At 64.5% G+C, this 21,236-nt stretch carries 20 protein-coding genes and 1 tRNA gene; 17 read left to right on the top strand and 4 right to left on the bottom strand.

Features of this window, described 5'->3' with window-relative positions; translation table 11 throughout:
- The first annotated feature begins 5 nt into the window (after positions 1-5).
- The 5 genes from ACIU1A_RS26350 to ACIU1A_RS26330 all read left to right on the top strand — a co-directional run bounded on the left by ACIU1A_RS26350 (position 6) and on the right by ACIU1A_RS26330 (position 5,205).
- Positions 6-566: a F0F1 ATP synthase subunit delta gene (locus tag ACIU1A_RS26350; protein ID WP_140492968.1), complete on the top strand. Its 561-nt coding sequence runs from the start codon at positions 6-8 to the stop codon at positions 564-566.
- The gene (gene atpA, locus ACIU1A_RS26345; RefSeq protein WP_140492971.1) at positions 566-2,095 is read left to right on the top strand and encodes a F0F1 ATP synthase subunit alpha; all 1,530 of its coding nucleotides are present in this window, start codon (positions 566-568) and stop codon (positions 2,093-2,095) included. The genes ACIU1A_RS26350 and atpA overlap by 1 nt, the downstream gene beginning before the upstream one ends.
- A 46-nt stretch (positions 2,096-2,141) precedes the next feature.
- Complete coding sequence (locus tag ACIU1A_RS26340; RefSeq protein ID WP_140492974.1) at positions 2,142-3,026, top strand: F0F1 ATP synthase subunit gamma; 885 nt, start codon at positions 2,142-2,144, stop codon at positions 3,024-3,026.
- A gap of 70 nt (positions 3,027-3,096) precedes the next feature.
- Complete coding sequence (gene atpD / locus ACIU1A_RS26335; protein ID WP_404925621.1) at positions 3,097-4,683, top strand: F0F1 ATP synthase subunit beta; 1,587 nt, start codon at positions 3,097-3,099, stop codon at positions 4,681-4,683.
- 114 nt (positions 4,684-4,797) lie between these two features.
- Positions 4,798-5,205 carry a F0F1 ATP synthase subunit epsilon gene (locus ACIU1A_RS26330; protein ID WP_140641182.1) on the top strand — a complete coding sequence of 136 codons (408 nt, stop codon included), beginning with the start codon at positions 4,798-4,800 and terminating at the stop codon, positions 5,203-5,205.
- A gap of 53 nt (positions 5,206-5,258) precedes the next feature.
- Here the strand turns inward: ACIU1A_RS26330 and ACIU1A_RS26325 are convergent, their stop codons facing one another.
- A complete protein-coding gene (locus tag ACIU1A_RS26325) occupies positions 5,259-6,749 on the bottom strand; it encodes a mannitol dehydrogenase family protein (protein ID WP_404925620.1) in 1,491 nt (496 codons plus the stop codon).
- A gap of 347 nt (positions 6,750-7,096) precedes the next feature.
- On the opposite strand from ACIU1A_RS26325, the gene ACIU1A_RS26320 reads away from it, so the two are divergent.
- Genes ACIU1A_RS26320 through ACIU1A_RS26290 form a run of 7 tightly spaced genes read left to right on the top strand, consistent with a single transcriptional unit; the run spans position 7,097 to position 12,730 of the window.
- Complete coding sequence (locus ACIU1A_RS26320; protein WP_224681113.1) at positions 7,097-8,074, top strand: TRAP transporter substrate-binding protein; 978 nt, start codon at positions 7,097-7,099, stop codon at positions 8,072-8,074.
- Complete coding sequence (locus ACIU1A_RS26315; protein ID WP_224681114.1) at positions 8,071-8,661, top strand: TRAP transporter small permease; 591 nt, start codon at positions 8,071-8,073, stop codon at positions 8,659-8,661. The genes ACIU1A_RS26320 and ACIU1A_RS26315 overlap by 4 nt, the downstream gene beginning before the upstream one ends.
- A 3-nt stretch (positions 8,662-8,664) precedes the next feature.
- Positions 8,665-9,945 carry a TRAP transporter large permease gene (locus tag ACIU1A_RS26310; RefSeq protein WP_224681115.1) on the top strand — a complete coding sequence of 427 codons (1,281 nt, stop codon included), beginning with the start codon at positions 8,665-8,667 and terminating at the stop codon, positions 9,943-9,945.
- Between the two features lie 11 nt (positions 9,946-9,956).
- Positions 9,957-10,730, top strand: a complete 774-nt coding sequence (locus ACIU1A_RS26305; protein ID WP_404925619.1) for a FadR/GntR family transcriptional regulator — start codon at positions 9,957-9,959, stop codon at positions 10,728-10,730.
- A 22-nt stretch (positions 10,731-10,752) separates the two neighbouring features.
- Positions 10,753-11,604 carry a 5-dehydro-4-deoxy-D-glucuronate isomerase gene (gene kduI, locus ACIU1A_RS26300; protein WP_404925618.1) on the top strand — a complete coding sequence of 284 codons (852 nt, stop codon included), beginning with the start codon at positions 10,753-10,755 and terminating at the stop codon, positions 11,602-11,604.
- Positions 11,601-12,365, top strand: coding sequence for a 2-dehydro-3-deoxy-D-gluconate 5-dehydrogenase KduD (kduD, locus tag ACIU1A_RS26295; protein WP_404925617.1), 765 nt, complete (start codon positions 11,601-11,603; stop codon positions 12,363-12,365). Before kduI ends, kduD begins: the two co-directional genes overlap by 4 nt.
- A 26-nt stretch (positions 12,366-12,391) precedes the next feature.
- Positions 12,392-12,730 carry a cupin domain-containing protein gene (locus ACIU1A_RS26290; RefSeq protein ID WP_404925616.1) on the top strand — a complete coding sequence of 113 codons (339 nt, stop codon included), beginning with the start codon at positions 12,392-12,394 and terminating at the stop codon, positions 12,728-12,730.
- A gap of 238 nt (positions 12,731-12,968) precedes the next feature.
- Here the strand turns inward: ACIU1A_RS26290 and ACIU1A_RS26285 are convergent, their stop codons facing one another.
- Positions 12,969-14,390, bottom strand: coding sequence for a coniferyl aldehyde dehydrogenase (locus tag ACIU1A_RS26285; RefSeq protein WP_404925615.1), 1,422 nt, complete (start codon positions 14,388-14,390; stop codon positions 12,969-12,971).
- A 189-nt stretch (positions 14,391-14,579) separates the two neighbouring features.
- Here ACIU1A_RS26285 and recQ point away from each other — a divergent pair, with 189 nt between their 5' ends.
- On the top strand, positions 14,580-16,421 hold the full coding sequence (recQ, locus tag ACIU1A_RS26280; protein ID WP_404925614.1) for a DNA helicase RecQ: 1,842 nt from the start codon (positions 14,580-14,582) through the stop codon (positions 16,419-16,421).
- Positions 16,422-16,578: 157 nt separating this feature from the next.
- Here recQ and ACIU1A_RS26275 read toward each other — a convergent pair.
- Positions 16,579-16,668: transfer RNA gene (locus ACIU1A_RS26275), tRNA-Ser, on the bottom strand.
- 573 nt (positions 16,669-17,241) lie between these two features.
- Here ACIU1A_RS26275 and ACIU1A_RS26270 point away from each other — a divergent pair.
- The 3 genes from ACIU1A_RS26270 to ACIU1A_RS26260 all read left to right on the top strand — a co-directional run bounded on the left by ACIU1A_RS26270 (position 17,242) and on the right by ACIU1A_RS26260 (position 19,005).
- Positions 17,242-17,910, top strand: a complete 669-nt coding sequence (locus ACIU1A_RS26270; protein ID WP_404925613.1) for a 50S ribosomal protein L21 — start codon at positions 17,242-17,244, stop codon at positions 17,908-17,910.
- A gap of 100 nt (positions 17,911-18,010) precedes the next feature.
- Positions 18,011-18,280, top strand: coding sequence for a 50S ribosomal protein L27 (gene rpmA, locus ACIU1A_RS26265; protein WP_140493012.1), 270 nt, complete (start codon positions 18,011-18,013; stop codon positions 18,278-18,280).
- A gap of 137 nt (positions 18,281-18,417) precedes the next feature.
- Positions 18,418-19,005, top strand: coding sequence for a GNAT family N-acetyltransferase (locus ACIU1A_RS26260; protein WP_140729415.1), 588 nt, complete (start codon positions 18,418-18,420; stop codon positions 19,003-19,005).
- Between the two features lie 194 nt (positions 19,006-19,199).
- Here ACIU1A_RS26260 and ACIU1A_RS26255 read toward each other — a convergent pair whose 3' ends face one another.
- Positions 19,200-20,069 (bottom strand): endonuclease/exonuclease/phosphatase family protein, encoded by an 870-nt coding sequence (locus ACIU1A_RS26255; protein WP_404925612.1) that lies wholly within the window; start codon positions 20,067-20,069, stop codon positions 19,200-19,202.
- A gap of 129 nt (positions 20,070-20,198) precedes the next feature.
- Between ACIU1A_RS26255 and obgE the strand changes: the two genes are divergently transcribed.
- Positions 20,199-21,230 carry a GTPase ObgE gene (gene obgE / locus ACIU1A_RS26250; protein ID WP_140580121.1) on the top strand — a complete coding sequence of 344 codons (1,032 nt, stop codon included), beginning with the start codon at positions 20,199-20,201 and terminating at the stop codon, positions 21,228-21,230.
- Positions 21,231-21,236: the final 6 nt, after the last annotated feature.

Below are 21,236 nucleotides of genomic sequence, written 5' to 3'. Positions count from 1 at the left end.
GGTCCGTGGCCCAATCGTCATCGCCAATCTCAGGTGTCGCAGAACGCTATGCGGGTTCGCTGTTCGAACTGGCATCGCAGGCGAATTCCGTCGCCAAGGTCGAAGCCGACCTCAACAGTTTCGAGGCGATGCTCGCGGGCAGCGCCGACTTGACCCGGCTGATCAACAGCCCGGTGTTCTCCAGCGAGGACCAGGCCAAGGCCATCGCGGCGATCGCCGACAAGGCCGGGATCACCGGCCTGACCGGCAATTTCCTGCGCGTCGTCGCCAAGAACCGCCGGCTGTTCGCCGTGCCCGGCATGATCAGGGCATTCCGCCAGATCGCCGCCGAGCATCGTGGCGAGACGACCGCCGAGGTAACATCGGCTCACCAATTGAGCGCTGCCCAGCAGACTGAACTCAAGGCGGCGCTGAAGAGCGTTGCCGGCAAGGACGTTTCCATCTCCGTCACCGTCGATCCGTCGCTGCTCGGCGGGCTGGTGGTCAGGATGGGCTCGCGCCAGATCGATACGTCGCTCAAAACCAAACTCAATTCGCTCAAGCTTGCACTGAAAGAGGTCGGCTGATGGACATCCGCGCCGCGGAAATTTCCGCAATTCTGAAAGACCAGATCAAGAATTTCGGCAAGGAGGCCGAGGTCTCCGAAGTCGGACAGGTGCTGTCCGTCGGTGACGGTATCGCCCGCGTCTACGGCCTCGACAATGTCCAGGCCGGCGAGATGGTCGAATTCCCCGGCGGCATCCGCGGCATGGCGCTCAATCTCGAAGCCGACAATGTCGGCGTCGTCATCTTCGGCGCCGACCGCGACATCAAGGAAGGCGACACCGTCAAGCGCACCGGCGCGATCGTCGACGTTCCGGTCGGTCCGGGCCTGCTCGGCCGCGTCGTCGACGCGCTCGGCAACCCGATCGACGGCAAGGGCCCGATCAAGGCGACCGAACGCAAGCGCGTCGACGTCAAGGCGCCCGGCATCATTCCGCGCAAGTCGGTGCATGAGCCGATGTCGACGGGCCTCAAGGCCATCGACGCGCTGATCCCGGTCGGCCGCGGCCAGCGCGAGCTGGTCATCGGCGATCGCCAGACCGGCAAGACCGCCATCATCCTCGACACGATGCTCAACCAGAAGTCGGTGCACGACAACGGCCCCGAGAAGGAAAAGCTCTACTGCGTTTATGTCGCCGTCGGCCAGAAGCGCTCGACCGTGGCGCAGTTCGTCAAGGTGCTGGAAGAGCGCGGTGCGCTCGAATATTCGATCATCGTCGCCGCCACCGCTTCCGATCCGGCGCCGATGCAGTTCCTGGCGCCGTTCGCCGGCTGCACCATGGGCGAGTATTTCCGCGACAACGGCATGCATGCGCTGATCAGCTACGACGATCTGTCGAAGCAGGCCGTCGCCTATCGCCAGATGTCGCTGCTCTTGCGCCGCCCGCCGGGCCGCGAAGCCTATCCGGGCGACGTCTTCTACCTGCACTCGCGCCTGCTCGAGCGCGCCGCCAAGCTCAATGACGACATGGGCAACGGTTCGCTGACGGCGCTGCCGGTCATCGAAACCCAGGCCAACGACGTGTCGGCCTATATCCCGACCAACGTGATCTCGATCACCGACGGCCAGATCTTCCTCGAAACCAACCTGTTCTTCCAGGGCATCCGTCCAGCCGTCAATGTCGGCCTGTCGGTGTCGCGCGTCGGCTCCTCGGCGCAGATCAAGGCGATGAAGCAGGTTGCCGGCTCGATCAAGGGCGAGCTCGCGCAGTACCGCGAAATGGCGGCCTTCGCGCAGTTCGGCTCGGATCTCGATGCCGCCACGCAGCGCCTGCTCAACCGCGGTTCGCGCCTGACCGAGCTCCTGAAGCAGCCGCAGTTCTCGCCGCTGAAGACGGAAGAGCAGGTCGCGGTGATCTTCGCCGGCGTCAACGGCTATCTCGACAAGCTGCCGGTCAACCAGGTCGGCAAGTTCGAGCATGGTCTGCTCAGCCACATGCGTTCGGCTGGCAAGGACGTCCTCGACGCCATCCGCAAGGAAAAGGCGCTGTCGGACGATCTGCGCGGCAAGCTGAAGGCCGAGATCGACGCTTTCGCCAAAACCTTCGCCTGAGCGAAGCGCCAGTCCGGATGAGACAAGACGGGATCAGGTTTGAAGCATGCCTTCATTAAAAGACCTTCGTAACCGTATCGCCTCGGTCAAGGCGACGCAGAAGATCACCAAGGCGATGCAGATGGTCGCCGCGGCGAAGCTGCGCCGTGCACAGGAGGCCGCGGAAGCGGCGCGCCCCTATTCGGAGCGCATGGGTTCCGTGCTGGCCAACATCACCCAGGCGATCGGCGGCGGTGGCGATGCCCCGGCGCTGATGACCGGCACCGGCAAGGACGACGTGCACCTGCTTGTTGTCTGCACGGCCGAGCGCGGCCTGTGCGGCGGCTTCAATTCGCAGATCGCCCGTCTTGCCCGTGACCACATCCGCAGGCTCCTGGCCGACGGCAAGCAGGTCAAGATCATCTGCGTCGGCAAGAAGGGTTTCGATATCCTGCGCCGCGACTATGCGTCGATGATCCTCGACCGGATCGACCTGCGCGAGGTCAAGACGCTCGGCTTCGTCAATGCCGACACGATCGCCCGCAAGGTCATCCACCTGTTCAACGAGGGCGGCTTCGACATCTGCACGCTGTTCTATTCGCAGTTCAAGTCGGTGATCAGCCAGGTTCCGACCGCGCAGCAGATCATTCCGGCCGCTGCTTCGTCAGCTCCGGCCGAGGCTGCTGACGGCGCCAGCGCCGTCTACGAATACGAACCCGAGCCGGGTGAAATCCTGTCCGAGCTCATTCCGCGCAACATCGCGGTGCAGATTTTCCGCGCGCTGCTCGAAAACGCGGCTGGCGAAATGGGCGCCAAGATGAGCGCGATGGACAACGCCACGCGCAACGCCGGCGAGATGATCAACAAGCTGTCGATCACCTATAACCGCCAGCGCCAGGCGCAGATCACCAAGGAACTGATCGAAATCATTTCGGGCGCCGAGGCGCTCTAGGCGCGGTTTCCCGGGGTCAACGACCTCGATCCGACTGCGCGAGAAACAAAGGACGAAAAGGGTAAAGACGATGGCGAAAGCAGCGACCCCCAAGACGGCGGCTCCCAAGGCAGCAGCCCCGGCCAAGGCGGCACCGGCAAAGGCTCCGGCCGCAGCAGCTAAGGCGGCTCCGGCGAAGAAAGCGGCAGCGCCGACCAGGGCCGCCGCGGTAAAAACCCCGGCCGTGGCCAGCAAGGCCACCGGCATCGTCGGCAAGGTCCGGCAGGTCATCGGCGCCGTGGTCGACGTGCAGTTCGGCGATTACCTGCCGCCGATCCTGAATGCGCTCGAGACCACCAATGTCGGCAACCGCCTGGTTCTCGAAGTTGCGCAGCATCTGGGTGAAAACACCGTGCGCTGCATCGCCATGGATTCCACCGAAGGCCTGGTGCGCGGCCAGGAAGTACGCGACACCGGCGGCCCGATCGCCGTGCCGGTCGGTCCGGGCATGCTCGGCCGCATCATCAACGTCATCGGCGAGCCGGTCGACGAAGCAGGCCCGGTCGACGCGGTCGAGTTACGCTCGATCCACCAGCCGGCCCCGGCCTATATCGAACAGTCGACGGAAGCACAGATCCTGATCACCGGCATCAAGGTGCTCGACCTGCTCGCGCCCTACGCCAAGGGCGGCAAGATCGGCCTGTTCGGCGGCGCCGGCGTCGGCAAGACGGTGCTGATCCAGGAACTGATCAACAACATCGCCAAGGCGCATGGCGGCTATTCGGTGTTCGCCGGCGTCGGCGAGCGCACCCGCGAGGGCAACGACCTCTATCACGAGTTCATCGAATCCGGCGTCAACAAGAAGGGCGGCGGCGAAGGCTCCAAGGCGGCGTTGGTCTATGGCCAGATGAACGAGCCGCCGGGCGCGCGTGCCCGCGTCGGCCTGACCGGCCTGACGGTCGCCGAATATTTCCGCGACCAGGGCCAGGACGTGCTGTTCTTCGTCGACAACATCTTCCGCTTCACGCAGGCTGGTTCGGAAGTGTCGGCGCTGCTCGGCCGTATCCCGTCGGCCGTGGGCTACCAGCCGACGCTCGCCACGGACATGGGCGCCCTGCAGGAACGCATCACCACCACCACCAAGGGCTCGATCACCTCGGTGCAGGCCATCTACGTGCCGGCCGACGACTTGACCGACCCGGCGCCGGCGACCTCGTTCGCCCACCTCGACGCGACGACGACGCTCAACCGCTCGATCGCCGAAAAGGGCATCTATCCGGCCGTCGATCCGCTGGACTCGACCTCGCGCATGCTCGACCCGCTGGTGGTCGGCGAAGAGCATTATGCCGTCGCGCGCCAGGTGCAGTCGATCCTCCAACGCTACAAGTCGCTGCAGGACATCATCGCCATCCTGGGCATGGACGAGTTGTCGGAAGAGGACAAGCAGACGGTGGCTCGCGCCCGCAAGATCGAGCGCTTCCTGTCGCAACCCTTCTTCGTCGCCGAAGTGTTCACCGGCGCGCCGGGCAAGCTGGTCGACCTCGCCGACACCATCAAGGGCTTCAAGGGCCTCTGCAACGGTGACTACGACCACCTGCCGGAAGCCGCCTTCTACATGGTCGGCGGCATCGAGGAAGCGGTCGAGAAGGCACAGCGCCTCGCGGCTGAAGCGGCTTAATCAAGGGAAATAGGGAGTAGTCAGTAGTCAGTAGTGAATGGCAGGCAGGTGACCGGGGGCAATTGCCCTTTCTCCCTACTTCCCTACTCACTATTCCCTACTCGCTAAATCGACATGGCAGAAGCTTTCAAGTTCGAACTGGTCTCGCCGGAGCGCCTGCTGGTTTCCGCAGAGGTCGAGGCAGTCGTCATTCCGGGTGCGGAAGGCGAGATGACCGTGATGGCGCATCACGCACCGGTCATGACCACGATCAAGCCGGGCGTCGTCACGGTGAAGGCCGCATCGGGCGGTGAAGAGCGTTACGTCGTCTTCGGCGGTTTCGCCGACATCGTTCCGGCCGGCTGCACGCTGCTGGCGGAATCGGCTGTCGCGGTGAAGGATGTCGACCGCGCCGATCTCGCGCGCCGCATCCAGGAAGCCAGGGAAGACGCCGCCGACGCCAAGGACGACCAGTCGCGCACCAAAGCCGAACAATTCCTCAGCCAGCTCACCACGCTGGAAGGCGCCATCCTGCCGGCTTGAGGCTGGCACCAAAAGTCGACTGAAAAGTGGGGCCTTGCCTCGCTTTTTTGTTTTTAAATCCCCGATGCCGCGAAGGCGAGAGCCGGTCCGCCACGGCGCAACTGCTCGAGATGGACGGCCGCAAGGTCCATCAATCCTGGCCGCTCCGGCGCCCCGCTCGCGAAGCCGGCGAGATCGAACACTGCCGCGACGGTTTCGGCAGCGGGCAGATTCCGGTCAAGGGTCGCCGTCATCGGCATGTCGAGCGGATCGGTGAAATGGCCGTCGGGCAGGGATTTGCCGCGTGCTTCGCAGGCGGCGATCCAGGCGGCAACCGCCAGCATGAGATGCCTTGGTGCGGCGCCTGAATGGAGGCGCTCGATCGCGGAGGCGATGATGCGCTGCGGCAGTTTCTGGCTGCCGTCATTGGCGATCTGCGCGGTGCGGTGGGCAAGTGCTGTGTTGGAGAAACGCTCGGCAAGCTCTGACGTATAGCTCGCCGTGTCCAGCCCGGCATCGGTGGGCAACGTCGGGGTTGCCTCGGCCCAGAGCGCATCGACAAAGCGCCTGATCGCCGGATCGGCGAAGGCTCGGTCGACGGTGGCGTGTCCGCTGAGCAGGCCGAGATAGGCAATGGCCGAATGCGCGCCATTGAGCAGCCTCAGCTTCATGTCCTCGAAGGGTCTGACATCCTCGACCATGGTGACGCCGAACTTTTCCCAGGCTGGGCGGCCTGCCGGAAAATTGTCTTCGACCACCCACTGACGGAACGGCTCGGTCATGACCGGCCAGGCGTCCTCGACGCCGAGTTCGAGCGCGATCCGCGCCCGGTCGGCATCGGTCGTGGCCGGCACGATGCGGTCCACCATGCTGGAGGGAAACGCGACCTCGTCGGCGATATGGCCGGCAAGCCTGGTCGCGCCTTTCTCACCGAGGCTGGCATCGCGCAGCGTGGCGAATTCCACCAGCAGCCTGTGCAAGGTCGCGCCGTTGGCAGGCAGGTTGTCGCAGCAGAGCACGGTGAAGGGCTGCAAGCCGGCCGCTCGACGGCGTGCAAGCGCCTCGGCCAGAAAACCGTGCGCGGTCTTCGGCAGATGCGGGTTCGCCAGATCGTGGGCGATATCAGGGTGAGCGGCGTCGAGCCCGCCGCCGGCGACCCGCAGATAGGCTTTCTCGGTGATGGTCAGCGTCACGATGCGGGTGCGCGGATCGGTCAGCGCGGCCAGCACGGCGGCGGAATCTTCCGGCGCCACTAGCATCGCACCGATGGAGCCGATGATATGAAGCCTTTCCTCGCCCCCGCTGCGGATCGCCAGCGTGTAGAGCCCGTCCTGCGGCGCCAGCGCATCGCGCGTGTCGGCACTGCGCAGCGATACGCCGACGATGCCCCAATCCGTCTCTCCAGCACTCAGGCAATCGTCGACATAGGCTGCCTGGTGGGCGCGATGAAAGGCGCCGACCCCCAGATGCACGATGCCTTGCGTGACCGATGCGCGATCAAAACGCGGCACGGCGATCCTCGCCGGCAACGTCGCGATCGTATCCTTCGAAAGACGCCTGTTCATTGCTGTGCGAAGTCCCCGATTGGCTTTGGGAGCCGCCCCGTAAGAAACGGCAGCGGCGTAACATCCGCTGCCGTCCGGCACAATGGCCGGTTGCCGATCCAAAGTCATCATACAACAATCCATTTTTTGTATGTTGACATTATTTCCCTGCGATCCTACCGATAGCGCCTCTTGGGAGGATCACCTTGCACTGGCAGATGCGGATTTGCTGCTTAGCACCGACGCGCGTCCACGCTCGCTCGTCCGCACCGGATGCTGACCGAAATGGGCAAGTTGGGCAGGGATGACAGGCTGGTGATGCGCCGGCTCTAAGCCGGCGCCTTGATTTTTGAAAAAGGGAGGAAGTCATGTTGCATTTTTCGAAACTGACGGCGGCCACATTCGCCATTGGCTCGCTGTTGATCGGCATTGCCAACGCGCAAACCGTGCTGCGGTCGTCGGATACCCATCCGGACGGCTATCCGACGGTCGAGGCGGTTAAATACATGGGCGAGCTGATCAAGCAGCGCACCAATGGGCGCTATTCGGTCGAGGTCTATCATTCGGCCCAACTCGGCGAGGAGAAGGACACGATCGAGCAGACGCAGTCCGGCGTCATCGACCTCGACCGCGTCTCGATGGGGCCGTTCAACGGCATCGTGCCGGAGACCGCCGTGCCGTCTCTGCCCTATATGTTCCGCTCCGTCGAACACATGCGCCATGTCATGGACGGGCCGGTCGGCGACCAGATCCTGAAGGCTTTCGAGCCGCATCAACTCGTCGGCCTGGCCTTCTACGATTCCGGCGCGCGCTCCTTCTACAACACCAAGAAGGACATCGCCTCGATCGCCGACCTGAAGGGCATGAAGTTCCGCGTCATCCAGTCGGACGTGTTCGTCGACATGGTCAACGCACTTGGCGCCAACGCCACGCCGATGGCCTATGGCGAGGTCTATTCGGCGCTGCAGACCGGCGTCATCGACGGCGCCGAAAACAACTGGCCGAGCTTCGAATCCGCCAAGCACTACGAAGTTGCCAAGCACTACACGATGGACCAGCACCAGATCGTGCCCGAAGTGCTCGTTATGTCGAAAGCAAGCTGGGACAAGCTGTCGCCGGAAGACCAGGCGATCGTGCGCCAGGCGGCCAAGGACAGCGTCGTCAAGATGCGCGAACTGTGGGACGCGCAGGAGAAAAAATCCCGCGACATCGTCGAAAAGGCAGGCGTCAAGGTCAGCGAGATCGACAAGCAGCCGCTGATCGATGCGATGAAGCCGGTCTACGACAAATACCTGTCGACGCCCGAGCTGAAGGACCTGGCCGCGCGGATACAGGCCGAGAAATGACCAGGGCGGGCACCAAGCCAGGCAGCGCGGATATCCCCGCGCTGCCTTCGGGCGAGCCGGCCCTGAGAGGGTTCTGGTTGAGTGCGCAACGGTGGCTCTCCGGGCTCGCCCGGCTGGCGCTTTGGATCAGCGGCGTGGGCTTGACGCTGATGACGATCATCATCTTCTGGCAGGTCTTCTCGCGCTATATGCTGAACCGCTCGCCGAGCTGGACGGAATCCTTTTCGGTGCTGCTGATGGGCTGGTTCATCTTCCTGGGTGCGGCCGTGGGCGTGCGCGAACGCACGCATCTGGGGTTCGACGTGCTGCTCTATGTCCTGCCTGCCTCGGCCAAGGCGGTGCTGCGCAGCATCTCCGATCTCGTGGTGCTGGCTTTTGGCGCCGGCATGATCGTCTATGGCGTGCAGCTGACCAGGCTCACCTGGAACACGGTGATGCCATCGCTTGCGCTGCCGGGCGGGGTCAGCTTCCTGCCGGTCATTCTGGGCGGGTTCCTGGTCTGCCTGTTTTCGCTGGAGCGGCTGGCCGGACGTTTTGCCGGCCTGCCCGTCGATGCCGACGTTTATGCAACGGGCGAGGAGATCTGATCCATGGCGCTAGCCGTCCTCTTCGGCACGTTCGTCTTCCTTCTCCTCATCGGCACGCCGATCGCCTTCTGCCTCGGCGTCGCCAGCTTCGCGACGGTCCTCACCCTCGGCCTGCCGCCGGTGGTGGTCTTCCAGCGGCTCAATTCCGGCGTCAGCGTCTTTTCGCTGATGGCTATCCCGTTCTTCATCTTCGCCGGCGACCTGATGGTGCGCGGCGGGATCGCTGCCCGCCTGGTGGCGCTGGCCGGCTCCCTGGTCGGCCATCTGCGCGGCGGCCTCGGGCAGGTCAACATAGCCGCCTCGACCCTGTTCGGGGGCATTTCCGGCTCGGCGGTGGCCGATGCCTCGGCCGTCGGCGGGCTGATGATCCCGCAGATGAAGGCGCGCGGCTACGGCATCGACTACGCCGTCAACATCACCTCGGTCGGCGCCGTCATCGCTCTTCTCATTCCGCCGTCGCACAACATGATCATCTATTCGATCTCGGCCGGCGGCCGCATCTCGATCGCGGACCTGTTCACGGCCGGCGTGCTGCCCGGCCTGCTGCTGGCGCTGTCGCTGATGGTCACGGCCTATTGGGTGGCAAGTCGCCGAGGCTATCCGACCGAGCCCTTCGCCGGCTTCGGCCGGGCGCTGCAACTGCTTCTCGCCGCCATCCCAGGTCTCATCCTGATCGGCATCATCTTCGGCGGCGTACGGTCCGGCATCTTCACCGCGACCGAAAGCTCCTGCATCGCCATCGTCTACGCCTTCCTGGTGACCTTGCTGGTCTACCGCTCGATGAGCTGGGGCGACTTCGTTGCCGCTACGACCGCCGCGGTGCGCACCACGGCGATGGTGCTGATGATCATCGGCTGCGCCGCAGCCTTCGGCTGGCTGCTCGCCTATCTCAGGGTTCCGGCGGCGCTGGTCGCTTTCCTGCAGGCCGTGTCCGGCGACAAGCTGGTCATCCTGCTGTTGATCAACATCGTCCTGCTCATCCTCGGTACCTTCATGGACATGTCGCCGCTGATCATCATCACCACCCCGATCTTCCTGCCGGTTGTGATGGCCTACGGCGTCGATCCCGTGCATTTCGGCGTTATCCTCATCCTCAATCTCGGTATAGGCCTTTGCACGCCGCCGGTGGGCGCGGTGCTATTCGTCAGCTGCGCCATCGGCCGCATCCCGATCTGGACCGCGATGCGCTCGATCTGGCCATTCTACGGAGCAGCCTTCGCCGTGCTTATGCTTGTCACCTACGTGCCGGAAATCTCATTGTGGCTGCCGAGCCTGTTCCATTAGGAGATCGCCACGTGTCTGTCGCCGCAACCGACCTCAGGGTCGAGAGAAAACCCAAACTGTCGGAGACCGTCGTCGCGGCAATCCGCAGGCAGCTTCAGGCCGGCGAGATCCTGCCCGGCCACAAACTGCCGACCGAGGGCCAGCTGACCGAAACCTTCGGCGTCAGCCGCACCGTCATCCGCGAAGCCCTGGCCAAGCTCGCCGCCGACGGCCTGGTCGAGCCGCGGCAGGGCGCCGGCGTCTTCGTCACAGAGCACATCTCGACGATGTTCGGGGCGCTCGCGGCCGATATGGGCAGCAAGGATTCGATCGCACTCAACGTGCTCGAAGTGCGGCTCGCCATCGAGATCGAATCGGCCGGGCTTGCCGCCATCCGCCGCAACGCGGCCCAGGAGGCGGCGATCCAGGAAGCCTTCTTCGAGTTCGAGCGGCTGTTGCTCGCCAGCGAGCCGACCGGTCCGGCCGATCTCGCCTTCCATCGCGCCATCGCCAGCGCCACCAATAACCCGTTCTATGTCGAGATGCTCGACGTGCTCGGCCGGCGCGCCATTCCGTGCGATGTGACCTCGCCCTGGTCGACCGAGCTTGTGCAGTCCGACAGCTATCAGCGTGGGCTGCAGCGCGAGCATCTGGTGATCCTGAACGCGATCACATCGGGCGATGCCGAAGCCGCGCGCGAGGCGATGCGCACGCACCTCTCGGCCAGCCAGCAGCGCTATCGCGAGCGCCTGCATGCGCGGCAGGTCTATTATTCCGACTCGGTCAAGGCGGCCGGCGGCGAATGATCCATCTCAAGTCAGGACAGCAATGAGCCAGAACCATACCGACTATACATCGCGCTTTGCCATCGACCCCGCCGCCGCCGCGGCCATGGGGACCGACGAGTTGCGCCACAATTTCCACATCGAAGACCTGTTCCAGCCCGGCCGCGTCAGCCTGACCTACACACATTACGACCGCATGATCGTGGGCGGCGCGATGCCGGCCGGCGCGCCGCTTCGGCTGGAGGCAATCAAGCCGACTGGAACGAAAGGCTTTCTCGAGCGCCGCGAGTTGATCGCCGTCAATATCGGCGGCGCCGGCACGATCGAAGCCGGAGGCCAGCTCCATGAGCTGCAGGCGCGCGACATGCTCTATCTCGGCATGGGCACGCAGGATGTGTCATTCGCCTCAGTCGACAAGGCGGCGCCGGCAAAGTTTTATCTGCTCAGCGCGCCGGCGCATCAAACCTTTCCCAGTCGGCTGATCCGCATCGGTGACGCCAGGCGTCTCGATCTCGGCAGCAAGGAGGCCTGCAATGAACGCTCGATCTTCCAGTTCATCCATGCCGACGGGGCCAGGACCTGCCAGCTCGTCGTCGGGATGACGCAACTCGCGCCGGGCTCCATCTGGAACACCATGCCGTGCCATGTGCACGACCGGCGCATGGAGGCCTATCTCTATTTCGACCTGCCGGAGGCGGCGCGCGTCTTCCATTTCATGGGCGAGCCGGACGAGACCCGACACATCGTCATGCGCAACGAGGAGGCCGTGCTGTCGCCCGGCTGGTCTATCCATTCAGGCGCCGGCACCTCCAACTACGCCTTTGTCTGGGCGATGGCTGGCGACAACGTCGACTACACCGATGTCGATCCGGTTGCGATGGAAGACCTGCGGTGAGCGATTTCTCCGCCTTCAGCCTGACCGGTCGGCGCATCCTCGTCACCGGCGCCAACACCGGCATCGGCCAGGGCATTGCCGTCTCGATCGCGCGCGCCGGCGGCACGGTCGTCGGTGTCGGCCGTTCCTCGATGGATGAGACGGCCGCAAGGATCGCCGCGGCGGGCGGTCGGTTCGAGGCGGTCGCGGCCGACCTTGCCGACACATCCGCCGCAGGTCCGATGCTGGAGCGCGTCTGGGACGAAAGCGGGCCGCTCGACGGGCTGGTCAACAATGCCGGTATCATCCGGCGCGCCGACGCCGTCGATCTCTCGGAAGCCGATTGGGACGAGGTGCTCGACCTCAACCTGAAGACGGCTTTTCTGCTCTGCCAAGGCTTCGCCAGGCGCGTCCTTGCCGGCGGACGCAGGGGCAAGATCGTCAACATCGCCTCGGTGCTGAGTTTCCAGGGCGGCATCCGCGTCGCGTCCTACACCGCCTCGAAGCACGGCGTGCTCGGCATCACCCGGCTGCTCGCCTGCGAATGGGCAGCGAAAGGCATCAACGTCAACGGCATCGCGCCGGGCTATATCGAAACCAACAATACGCAGGCGCTGCGCGCCGATCCCGACCGCAGCGCCTCGATCCTGGCGCGCATCCCCGCTGGCCGCTGGGGCCGGCCGGAAGACATTGGCGACGCGGCGGCCTTCCTGCTGGCGCCGGCGTCGGACTACATGCATGGCGCGGTGGTGCCGGTGGACGGCGGCTGGCTGGCTCGGTGAGGATCTGTCTCGACGAGGATATTGGGATGAGCGAAACGAAAATCTTCTCGCAGGCCGGCGCGGGCGCCTGGACGGTGACGCCCGACGGCAACAGGCGGCGCGTTCTCCTGCACACGGATGAACTGATGATGGTCGAGTTCGGCTTCGACAAGGGCGGCGTCGGCGCCCTGCATTCGCATCCGCATGTACAGGCAAGCTACGTCGCCGAGGGCCGTTTCGAGGTGACCATCGACGGCCGGACCGAAACCATCGAGACAGGCGGCAGCTTCATAGTGCCGTCCGGCCTGGTGCATGGCGTCAAGGCGCTCGAAGCCGGCCGGCTCGTCGACAGCTTTACGCCGCACCGCGCCGATTTCCTCGCCTGAGGGCCGGCCATGCGATGAGCGATGGACGCTCGTTTCGGCGCGCTGTTTTCCAAACGAAAAAACCCGCGCCTCAGGAGAGGCGCGGGTCTGTTGCCTGGGCGCTTGCGCGCCGCGGTACTCGAAACGTGGCCGCAGGAGATGGAGCCTGCCGAATCATGGTGAAGATTGGCTTAACGCGCGGACCATGTGATTGCGCCGGCATGTGATCGCGTCGCCGGCGGCGGGCGGTGCACGGCGCTCAAGTCATGTGCCTGAGCAGGCCGAAAAGCCGTTCGAAGGTCTTGCCGTAGGGCGGACGCAGAAGGCTGCCCGCGCTCAAGCGCGACTGCAGGAAAACCGGCTTCTCCTTGCTGAAGGTGCGAAAGCCCCATTCGCCGTGATAGGCGCCCATGCCGCTGGCGCCGACGCCGCCGAAGGGTTGGTTCTCCTGCACCAGATGCAGCATGCAATCGTTGATGGTGACGCCGCCGGCGATGGTCTCGTGCAGGATGCGTTGCCGGTTGCCGCCGTCTCTCCCGAACCAGTAGAGCGCCAGCGGCCGGTCGGCCCGGTTGACATGGGCGATGGCGTCGTCGATCCCGGCATATTCGAGGATCGGCAGCACCGGCCCGAAAATCTCCTCGCGCATCAGCCGCAGGTTGGGATCGGCGTTCCTGACCAGGGTCGGCGGCAATTTGCGGCCTGTGGCGCCGAACGCCTCGCCGGCCGGGTTGATTTCGGTGACATCGGCGCCGGCGTCGCGGGCTTCCGCGATCATGGCCCGCAGGCGCTGATAATGCCGGTCGCTGACGATGGCGGTATAGTCCGGATTGTCGCGGAGGCTGGGGTAGAGCTTCGCCATAGCCGTTGCGAGCTTGGCGGCGACCGTTTCCGCCTGTCCCTTGGGCACCAGCAGGTAGTCCGGCGCGATGCAGGTCTGCCCGGCATTGAGGAGCTTGCCATAGGCGACGCTGGCCGCCGCCGCATCGAGGTCGCATGAGGGGTCGAAGATCGCCGGCGACTTGCCGCCGAGTTCCAACGTAACCGGGGTCAGGTTGGCCGCGGCGGCCAGTGCGACCTGGCGGCCGACTGCCGTCGAACCGGTGAACAGCAGGTGATCGAAAGGCATCGACACGAAAGCCTTGCCGACCTCCGCGTCGCCGGTGATGACGCCGAGTTCGTCCGGTGCGAAATGCTCGGCGGCCAAGCGCGCCAGCAGCGCTGAAAAGGCGGGCGTCAATTCGGATGGTTTGACCAGCACGCGATTGCCGGCGGCGAGCGCCGCGGTGACCGGCGCGACGGCGAGCTGGAAAGGATAATTCCAGGGCGATACGATGCCGACGACACCGAGCGGCTGCGGGACGAGGCGGTTCCTGCCCGGCAGGAACGGCAAGGTGGTGGCGACGCGCCGTTCCCGCATCCAGCCTTTCAGGTGGGACAGTGCGTGGCGTATGCCGGCCCGCACCACGAACAGCTCGGCAAGGCGGGTCTCATGAGCCGAGCGGCCGCCGAAGTCGGTATCGATCGCAGCGCAGATGTCGGCCTCATGCTTCTCCGTGAGCGCCAGCAGCCGGGCGAGGCGATCCTTGCGGACATCGAGGCCCGGAAAGGGCTGCGCCTCGAAGGCGGCGCGCTGCTGCTTGAAGCGTTCGCCGAGAGCATCCTGTCTGGTCTGCAGCATCGCTCTCTCCCTGGTCGTCCCGGGCAAGCTTACATCGCAGCACGTGAGAGAATCCAGCAGGGGTGCTGATGTCGCAAGGGAAGGCACGAATTGGGGCCGGTGGACATGCCACCCCGCGCATCCGCGGATAGCGTTCCGGCGATCTTCGCTTTAAGAACGTTGCCTCAGCCAAACGGGGACCATTGCGAGATGCCAATATCGACGGCGAGCGTTCCGCCGGATGCACCAGACCCCAAGCAACGCGTGCTGAAGGACGTGTTCGGCTTCGACGATTTTCGTCCCGGCCAGGCCGAAATCATGGACGCGCTGCTGGGCGGACGCCATGTGCTGGCCGTCATGCCGACGGGTGCGGGCAAATCGCTCTGCTACCAGGTTCCGGCGCTGGTCCTGGGCGGCCTTGCCATCGTTGTCTCGCCGCTGGTTGCGCTGATGCAGGATCAGGTCGCGGCGTTGCGCCTTGCCGGCGTGGCAGCCGATACGATCAACTCCTCGATCGAGCGCGAGGCCAATGTCGCGGCATGGCGCCGTGTCGCCTCCGGCCAGACGCGCCTGCTCTACCTCGCGCCGGAGCGGCTGATGACGGAGCGGATGCTCGACGCGCTGGCCAGGCTCGACGTCAGCCTGATCGCCATCGACGAGGCGCATTGCATCTCGCAATGGGGTCCGGCGTTCCGGCGCGAATATGAGGATCTGTCGCGGCTGCGCTCCATTTTCCCGCAAGTGCCGATCATCGCGCTGACGGCGACGGCGGACGAGGCTACCCGCATCGATATCGAAGCGCGTCTGTTCGCCGGGCGCGCCGAAACCGTGGTGCTGGGTTTCGACCGGCCGAACATCAAGCTTGCCCTTGAGGCCAAGCAGGACAGCAAGCGCCAGTTGCTGCGCTTCGTCGAGCGTCACGCGGGCAAAAGCGGCATCGTCTACTGCCTGTCGCGCAAGAAGACCGAGGAGATGGCGGCTTTTCTCGAGAAGAACGGCGTGACCGCGCTCGCCTATCACGCCGGGATGAGCAAGGAGGCGCGTGAGGCGAACCAAAACGCTTTCATGACGCTCTCCGGCGTCGTCATGGTGGCGACCATCGCCTTCGGCATGGGCATCGACAAGCCCGACGTCGCCTATGTCTTCCACACCGACCTGCCGGGCAGCCTCGAAGCCTACTATCAGGAGATCGGCCGCGCCGGCCGCGACGGGCGGGCAGCCGAGGCGCATATGCTCTACGGGCTCGGCGATATCCGCATGCGGCGCCTGTTCATCGACGACGAAGAATCATCACCTGAACACAAGAGGCGCGGGCATCGCCGGCTCGATACGTTGATCGGCTATTGCGAGGCGGTACAGTGCCGCCGGCAGATCCTGCTCGGCTATTTCGGCGAACAGGCAGCGCCCTGCGGCAATTGCGACAACTGCCTCGACCAGGCGCCGCGCGCCGATGGCGGAGCGGAAGCGCGGATCATCCTGACGGCAGTCGCGCAGACCGGCGAGCGCTTCGGCGCCGCCCATGTCATCGACATCCTGCTCGGCCACGAGACCGAGAAAGTACTGGCGAGAGGCCATCAAACGCTGACCAGTTTCCGGGCCGGCGCGGCGCATAGGAAAACGGTCTGGCTGTCGCTTATCCGGCAACTGGTCGCCGGCGGGTTCCTTGTGCCGGATCCGGACGGCCATGGCGGCCTCGCCATTTCCGAAAGCGGCCGCGCCCTCGGGCGCGGCGAGGTTGCGTTCCATTATCGCGTCGAGACGCGGGACCCTCTCGCGCGCGGCAGGAAGCGTTCCGGGGAAGGCTCCGCCGCCAGCGCCGAGGGCGTGGATGCATCGCTGCTGGCCGCGCTCAAGGCGCTGCGGCTGCGGCTGGCCAAGGAGCGGCAGGTGCCGGCCTATGTCGTGTTCTCCGACCGCACGCTGATCGACATGGCCGAACGCCGCCCGCGCGACCTCGACGCGTTCGCCGAGGTGAATGGCGTGGGAGCGGCAAAGCTTAGGGAATTCGGGGAAATTTTTCTGGGCGCAATCGCGGGACATCATCCGAATTGAGCTGAACCGGTTGGCGCGTCACGCCCAGGCTACAGCGGGCAAACTGTTACCCATGTCCGGGCTGTACAGGAAGCAGAAATGGCGGAGACGACGAGAGAAAATTCGAACCCGCCCGCTGACTGAACCGATCCTGCGAAGCTCGAAGAGCGAAGCAGGATGGCGGAGAGGGAGGGATTCGAACCCCCGATGGGCTTGCACCCATGCCGCATTTCGAGTGCGGTGCATTCGACCACTCTGCCACCTCTCCGCGGTCATGGTCGGCCGTTGCCGGCGCGGCGCACTAGATAACGGCTGAACGGGCAGGTTACAAGGCCAAATCCGCCGGAAAGTCAGCTTGCGTCAGAGGCTGGCCCGGAGCGACGCGGTCCCGACCGCGGTAGACGATGCCAGCCACTTCGCCGGCCAGCAATCCGGCCAAGATTTCGAACTCGGGTGAACGAGACCTGACGACGCCAGTCCGGCAGTGCCGGCGACCTCCTAATAGGAATTTTTTCTTGACGGGGTGAAGGCAACTATGGTAGATATCTGGTTATGGTGCTGAGTTGCGCCAGGGACCCGCCGCACAGGCGGGTTTTTCCGTTCAAGGCTCCATCACCAGCGCGCCGACGAAGCTCCGAAGGAACCCGTTAGCCCGGATTCGTTGCCCTGAGAATCTGGCCGTTTGCCTTGACTCGCAACAAACCTTCGGTTAGGGACAGCGCGCAATCGGCGTGGAGGGTTCTTCCGCGCCGCTTGTTTTTTGAACCCGCAGACTGACAAAAAGACGGCCGAACCGCCACAGGCGGTTCATCGAGGCCGACCGAACAGCGAAAGGCAAAAAATGTTCGCAGTCATCAAAACGGGCGGCAAGCAGTATCGCGTCGCCGCCAACGATCTCCTGAAGATCGAAAAAGTCGAAGCCAATGTCGGCGATATCGTCGAGATCGGCCACGTGCTCGCGCATGGCGAGGGCGAGAATGTCACGTTCGGCGCACCGTTCGTCGACGGCGCGGTTGTCACCGCCGAGGTCGTCGAACAGGGCAAGAACCGCACGGTCATCGCTTTCAAGAAGCGCCGCCGCCAGAATTCGCGCCGCAAGATCGGCCATCGCCAGTTGCTGACCACGGTCAGGATCTCCGAGATCCTGCTGGGCGGCGCCAAGCCGGCCAAGAAGGCCGCTGCCAAGGCGGAAGCCAAGGCCGAGGTAGCCGCCGACGCGGCGTCGAAGGAAGCCAAGGCCAAGAAGGACGCCCCGAAGGAAGAGGCAAAGGCCGAGACCGCGGCAGCGCCGCTGTTCAAGGCGCCGAAGGGCGAGCCGGACGATCTGACCGTGATCAAGGGCATCGGCCCGGTCGCCGCCAAGGATCTCAACGAACAGGGCATCATCACCTTCGCGCAGCTCGCCAAGCTGACCGAGAAGGATGTGGCCAAGATCGACGAGAACATGCCGTTCAGCGCCGACCAGATCAAGGACTGGCGCGAGCAGGCCAAGGAACTGGCGAAGAAGTAAGGCGAACCGGCGCGAAACGTCGCCGGATCGGACTTGAAACGGAACGCGAACGCGTTCATAAGACCATTCAAGCGCCCCTGGGCGCATCGGAGTTAGTTAGATGGCACACAAGAAAGCTGGCGGCTCGTCGCGCAACGGTCGCGACTCGCATTCCAAGCGTCTGGGCGTGAAGAAGTTCGGCGGCGAAGCCGTCATCCCGGGCAACATCATCATTCGTCAACGCGGCACCACCTGGCATCCCGGCGTCAACGTCGGCATGGGTACCGACCATACGCTTTTCGCGCTCGAAGCCGGCGCCGTGACGTTCAACAAAAAAGCCAACGGCCGAACCTACGTATCGGTCAACCCGATTACCAAAGCAGCGGAGTAGCCGGTTCCGCACCACAACACCGGCAGCCCATCTCGGGAACCGGTGTCTGGAAGCCAGAAGGTTTGGCAAAGCCAGGAAAAGGATCAAGGGAGATGGGTTTCCATCTCCCTTTTTTCTTGTGCCTGGAGGACTTTGACATGGTTGCCGAAGCGGAAGACTCAGAAGACGAAAGTTATGCGATCGATTGCCCGGTGCTGGTGACCGAGCGGCTGGTGATGCGGGCTCCGCGCGAAAGCGACATCGCGCAACTGGTCGAGCTCGCCGACAACCGTCATGTCGCCGAGATGCTGGCGCGCATGCCGCATCCCTATGGCGAGGCCGAGGCACGCGCTTTCCTGGCCATGACCAAGTCGCGCCGCGCCGGCATCGCCTATGCGCTGACGCTGGCCGGCACCGAAACCTTCGTCGGCTGCGCCGGATTGAACACCACCGACCGCGGACTGGAGCTCGGCTACTGGATCGGAGAACCCTACTGGAAGCGCGGCTTCGCCACCGAGGCATCGCACGCCCTGGTCGATCTCGCGTTCCAGCGGACAAACATCCAGGTGCTGCATGCCTCGACGCGGGTCATCAATCCGGCCTCGCGCCGGGTGATCCACAAATGCGGCTTCCAGTACGCCGGCCAGGGCATGCTGAACTCGATCGTCGCCGGCCAGGTGCCGGTCGAGCGTTACCGCCTTGACCGGAAGACATGGACCAGCCTGCGCAACTGGGTGCATTTTTGATGTGTGCCGAGATTCAGGTGAGGCCGGCCTGCAAACGCTGATTTTCTGCGCTTCCGGTGCTCGCGTACTTTAAGTACGCTCCGCTCCGGTTCTCGAAAACCAACGTTTTCGGCTCGGCCTGACCTGAATCTCAGCACACATCGGCGCTGGGCCTCTGGTCAAAGGTTCGGAAAGAATCGTGCATCGATTTGGGCTCAGCCCAGTTCGGCCCATACCGGCAGATGGTCCGAGCCAACAGCCTTTCGGTCGACCCACAGGCGCTTCAGCGACCGGGCAAGCGAGGCGCTGGTGAAGATATAGTCGATACGCTTGTGGCGGTCGGTATTGCCGGGGTCCTTGGGGTCGACCCAGCTGACGAGATCGTCGCCGGCGACATTGAGGCGCACGGCGGCGTCGACGGCGAAATCAGCGGTCAGCGGCATGCCGAATTCGTGGTCCGGCCGGCCGGCGAGTTCGACATATTCAGGCGATCCGGCCAGCATGTTGAAGTCGCCCATGCCGACGAAGGCCTCGGGATGCGGCAGTTCCGGCAGGCCGATCTCGGCGACGCCGGACAGCGCGCCGCCTTCGAGCGCATAGTTCAACAGGCGCCGGCGCAGGAACTGGATCTGGCTGGCGCGCTCGACCGGGCTGCGGTGATCGAGATGGATGGAATAGAAGCGGATGAAACCAAGCGGCGTCTCGATCAGCGCCTCCAGCGCGCCGCGCTGGAAGTTCATCATCTCGAAGCTGCGGCTTCGCGGCAGGAGCAGGTTGCGCGACAGATGAATGGGCGTCTTCGACAACACCATGTTGCCGAGTTGGAAGGTGGTGGTGATGGCGCGGCCGTTCTCGATGCGCGAGCCGATATTGGCCTCGAAATTGCTGCCATAGACGGCGAAATAGTCGGGCAGCGCTTCGCCGATCTCGGCGACCATGTCGCGTCCGCCGTTCCTGGGATTGTTGCGGGTGACCTCCTGCAGCGCGATGACATCGGCGCTGCGCACGACGTCGGCGATACGCCCGACATCGTACTGCCCATCGAGGCCGATGCCGTACTGGATGTTGTAGGTTACAAGCTTCATGCCGACATCTCCGGCCAACCCCACGCGGCCACTGTCACAAAACGGCCTCGCCCTTCGCCGCGCCTTGGTTTAGAGCAAGGCGCAAGGTTTAGAGCAATGCCGCAAGGCCAATAAAGAAACTGCTGTCCGATGAAATTTCTCGATCAAGCCAAGGTCTATGTCCGCTCCGGCGACGGGGGCGCGGGTTCCGTGTCGTTCCGGCGCGAGAAGTTCATCGAGTTCGGCGGACCGGACGGCGGCGATGGCGGCCGCGGCGGCGACGTCTGGCTGGAAGCGGTCGACGGGCTGAACACGCTGATCGACTACCGCTACCAGCAGCATTTCAAGGCCAAGACCGGCACCCATGGCATGGGCCGCAACATGACCGGCGCCAAAGGCGCCGACGTCACGCTGAAAGTGCCGGCTGGAACGCAGGTGTTCGAAGAGGACAACGAGACGCTGATCTGCGACCTGACCGTGGTCGGCCAGCGCTTCCTGTTGGCCAAGGGCGGCAATGGCGGTTTCGGCAACCAGCATTTCAAGACCTCGACCAACCAGGCGCCGCGCCGCGCCAATCCGGGTCAGCCCGGCGAGGAGCTCAACATCTGGCTCAGGCTGAAGCTGATCGCCGATGCCGGGCTGGTCGGGCTGCCCAACGCCGGCAAGTCGACCTTTCTCGCCGCCGTCACGGCGGCCAAGCCGAAGATCGCCGACTATCCCTTCACCACGCTGCATCCCGGCCTGGGGGTGGCACGCATCGATGCGCGCGAATTCGTCATCGCCGACATTCCCGGCCTCATCGAAGGCGCGCATGAGGGCGTCGGCATCGGCGATCGCTTCCTTGGCCATGTCGAGCGCACGCGCGTGCTGCTGCATCTGGTCTCGGCGCAGGAAGAAAATCCGGGCAAGGCCTACAAGACGGTGCGCGCCGAACTCGAAGCCTATGGCCACGGCCTGACCGACAAGGCCGAGATATTGGCCCTTTCGCAGGTCGACACGCTTGATGCGGATGAGCGCAAGAAGAAGGTCGCGTCGCTGAAGCGCGCCGCCGGCCGTGCGCCGATGCTTCTGTCGGCGGTCACCGGCGAAGGGGTCGAAGCGGTGCTGCGCGCGCTGATGGCGGTGGTAGCCGAAGCGCGCGACGCGATCGCGGCGCCGGTCGACACGCGCTGGGAAAAATAGCATGAC

The organism is Mesorhizobium maamorense (assembly GCF_044998965.1).
In the GTDB taxonomy this organism is placed as follows: Bacteria; Pseudomonadota; Alphaproteobacteria; order Rhizobiales; family Rhizobiaceae; genus Mesorhizobium.
This window is presented reverse-complemented; position numbering and strand designations above follow the sequence as displayed.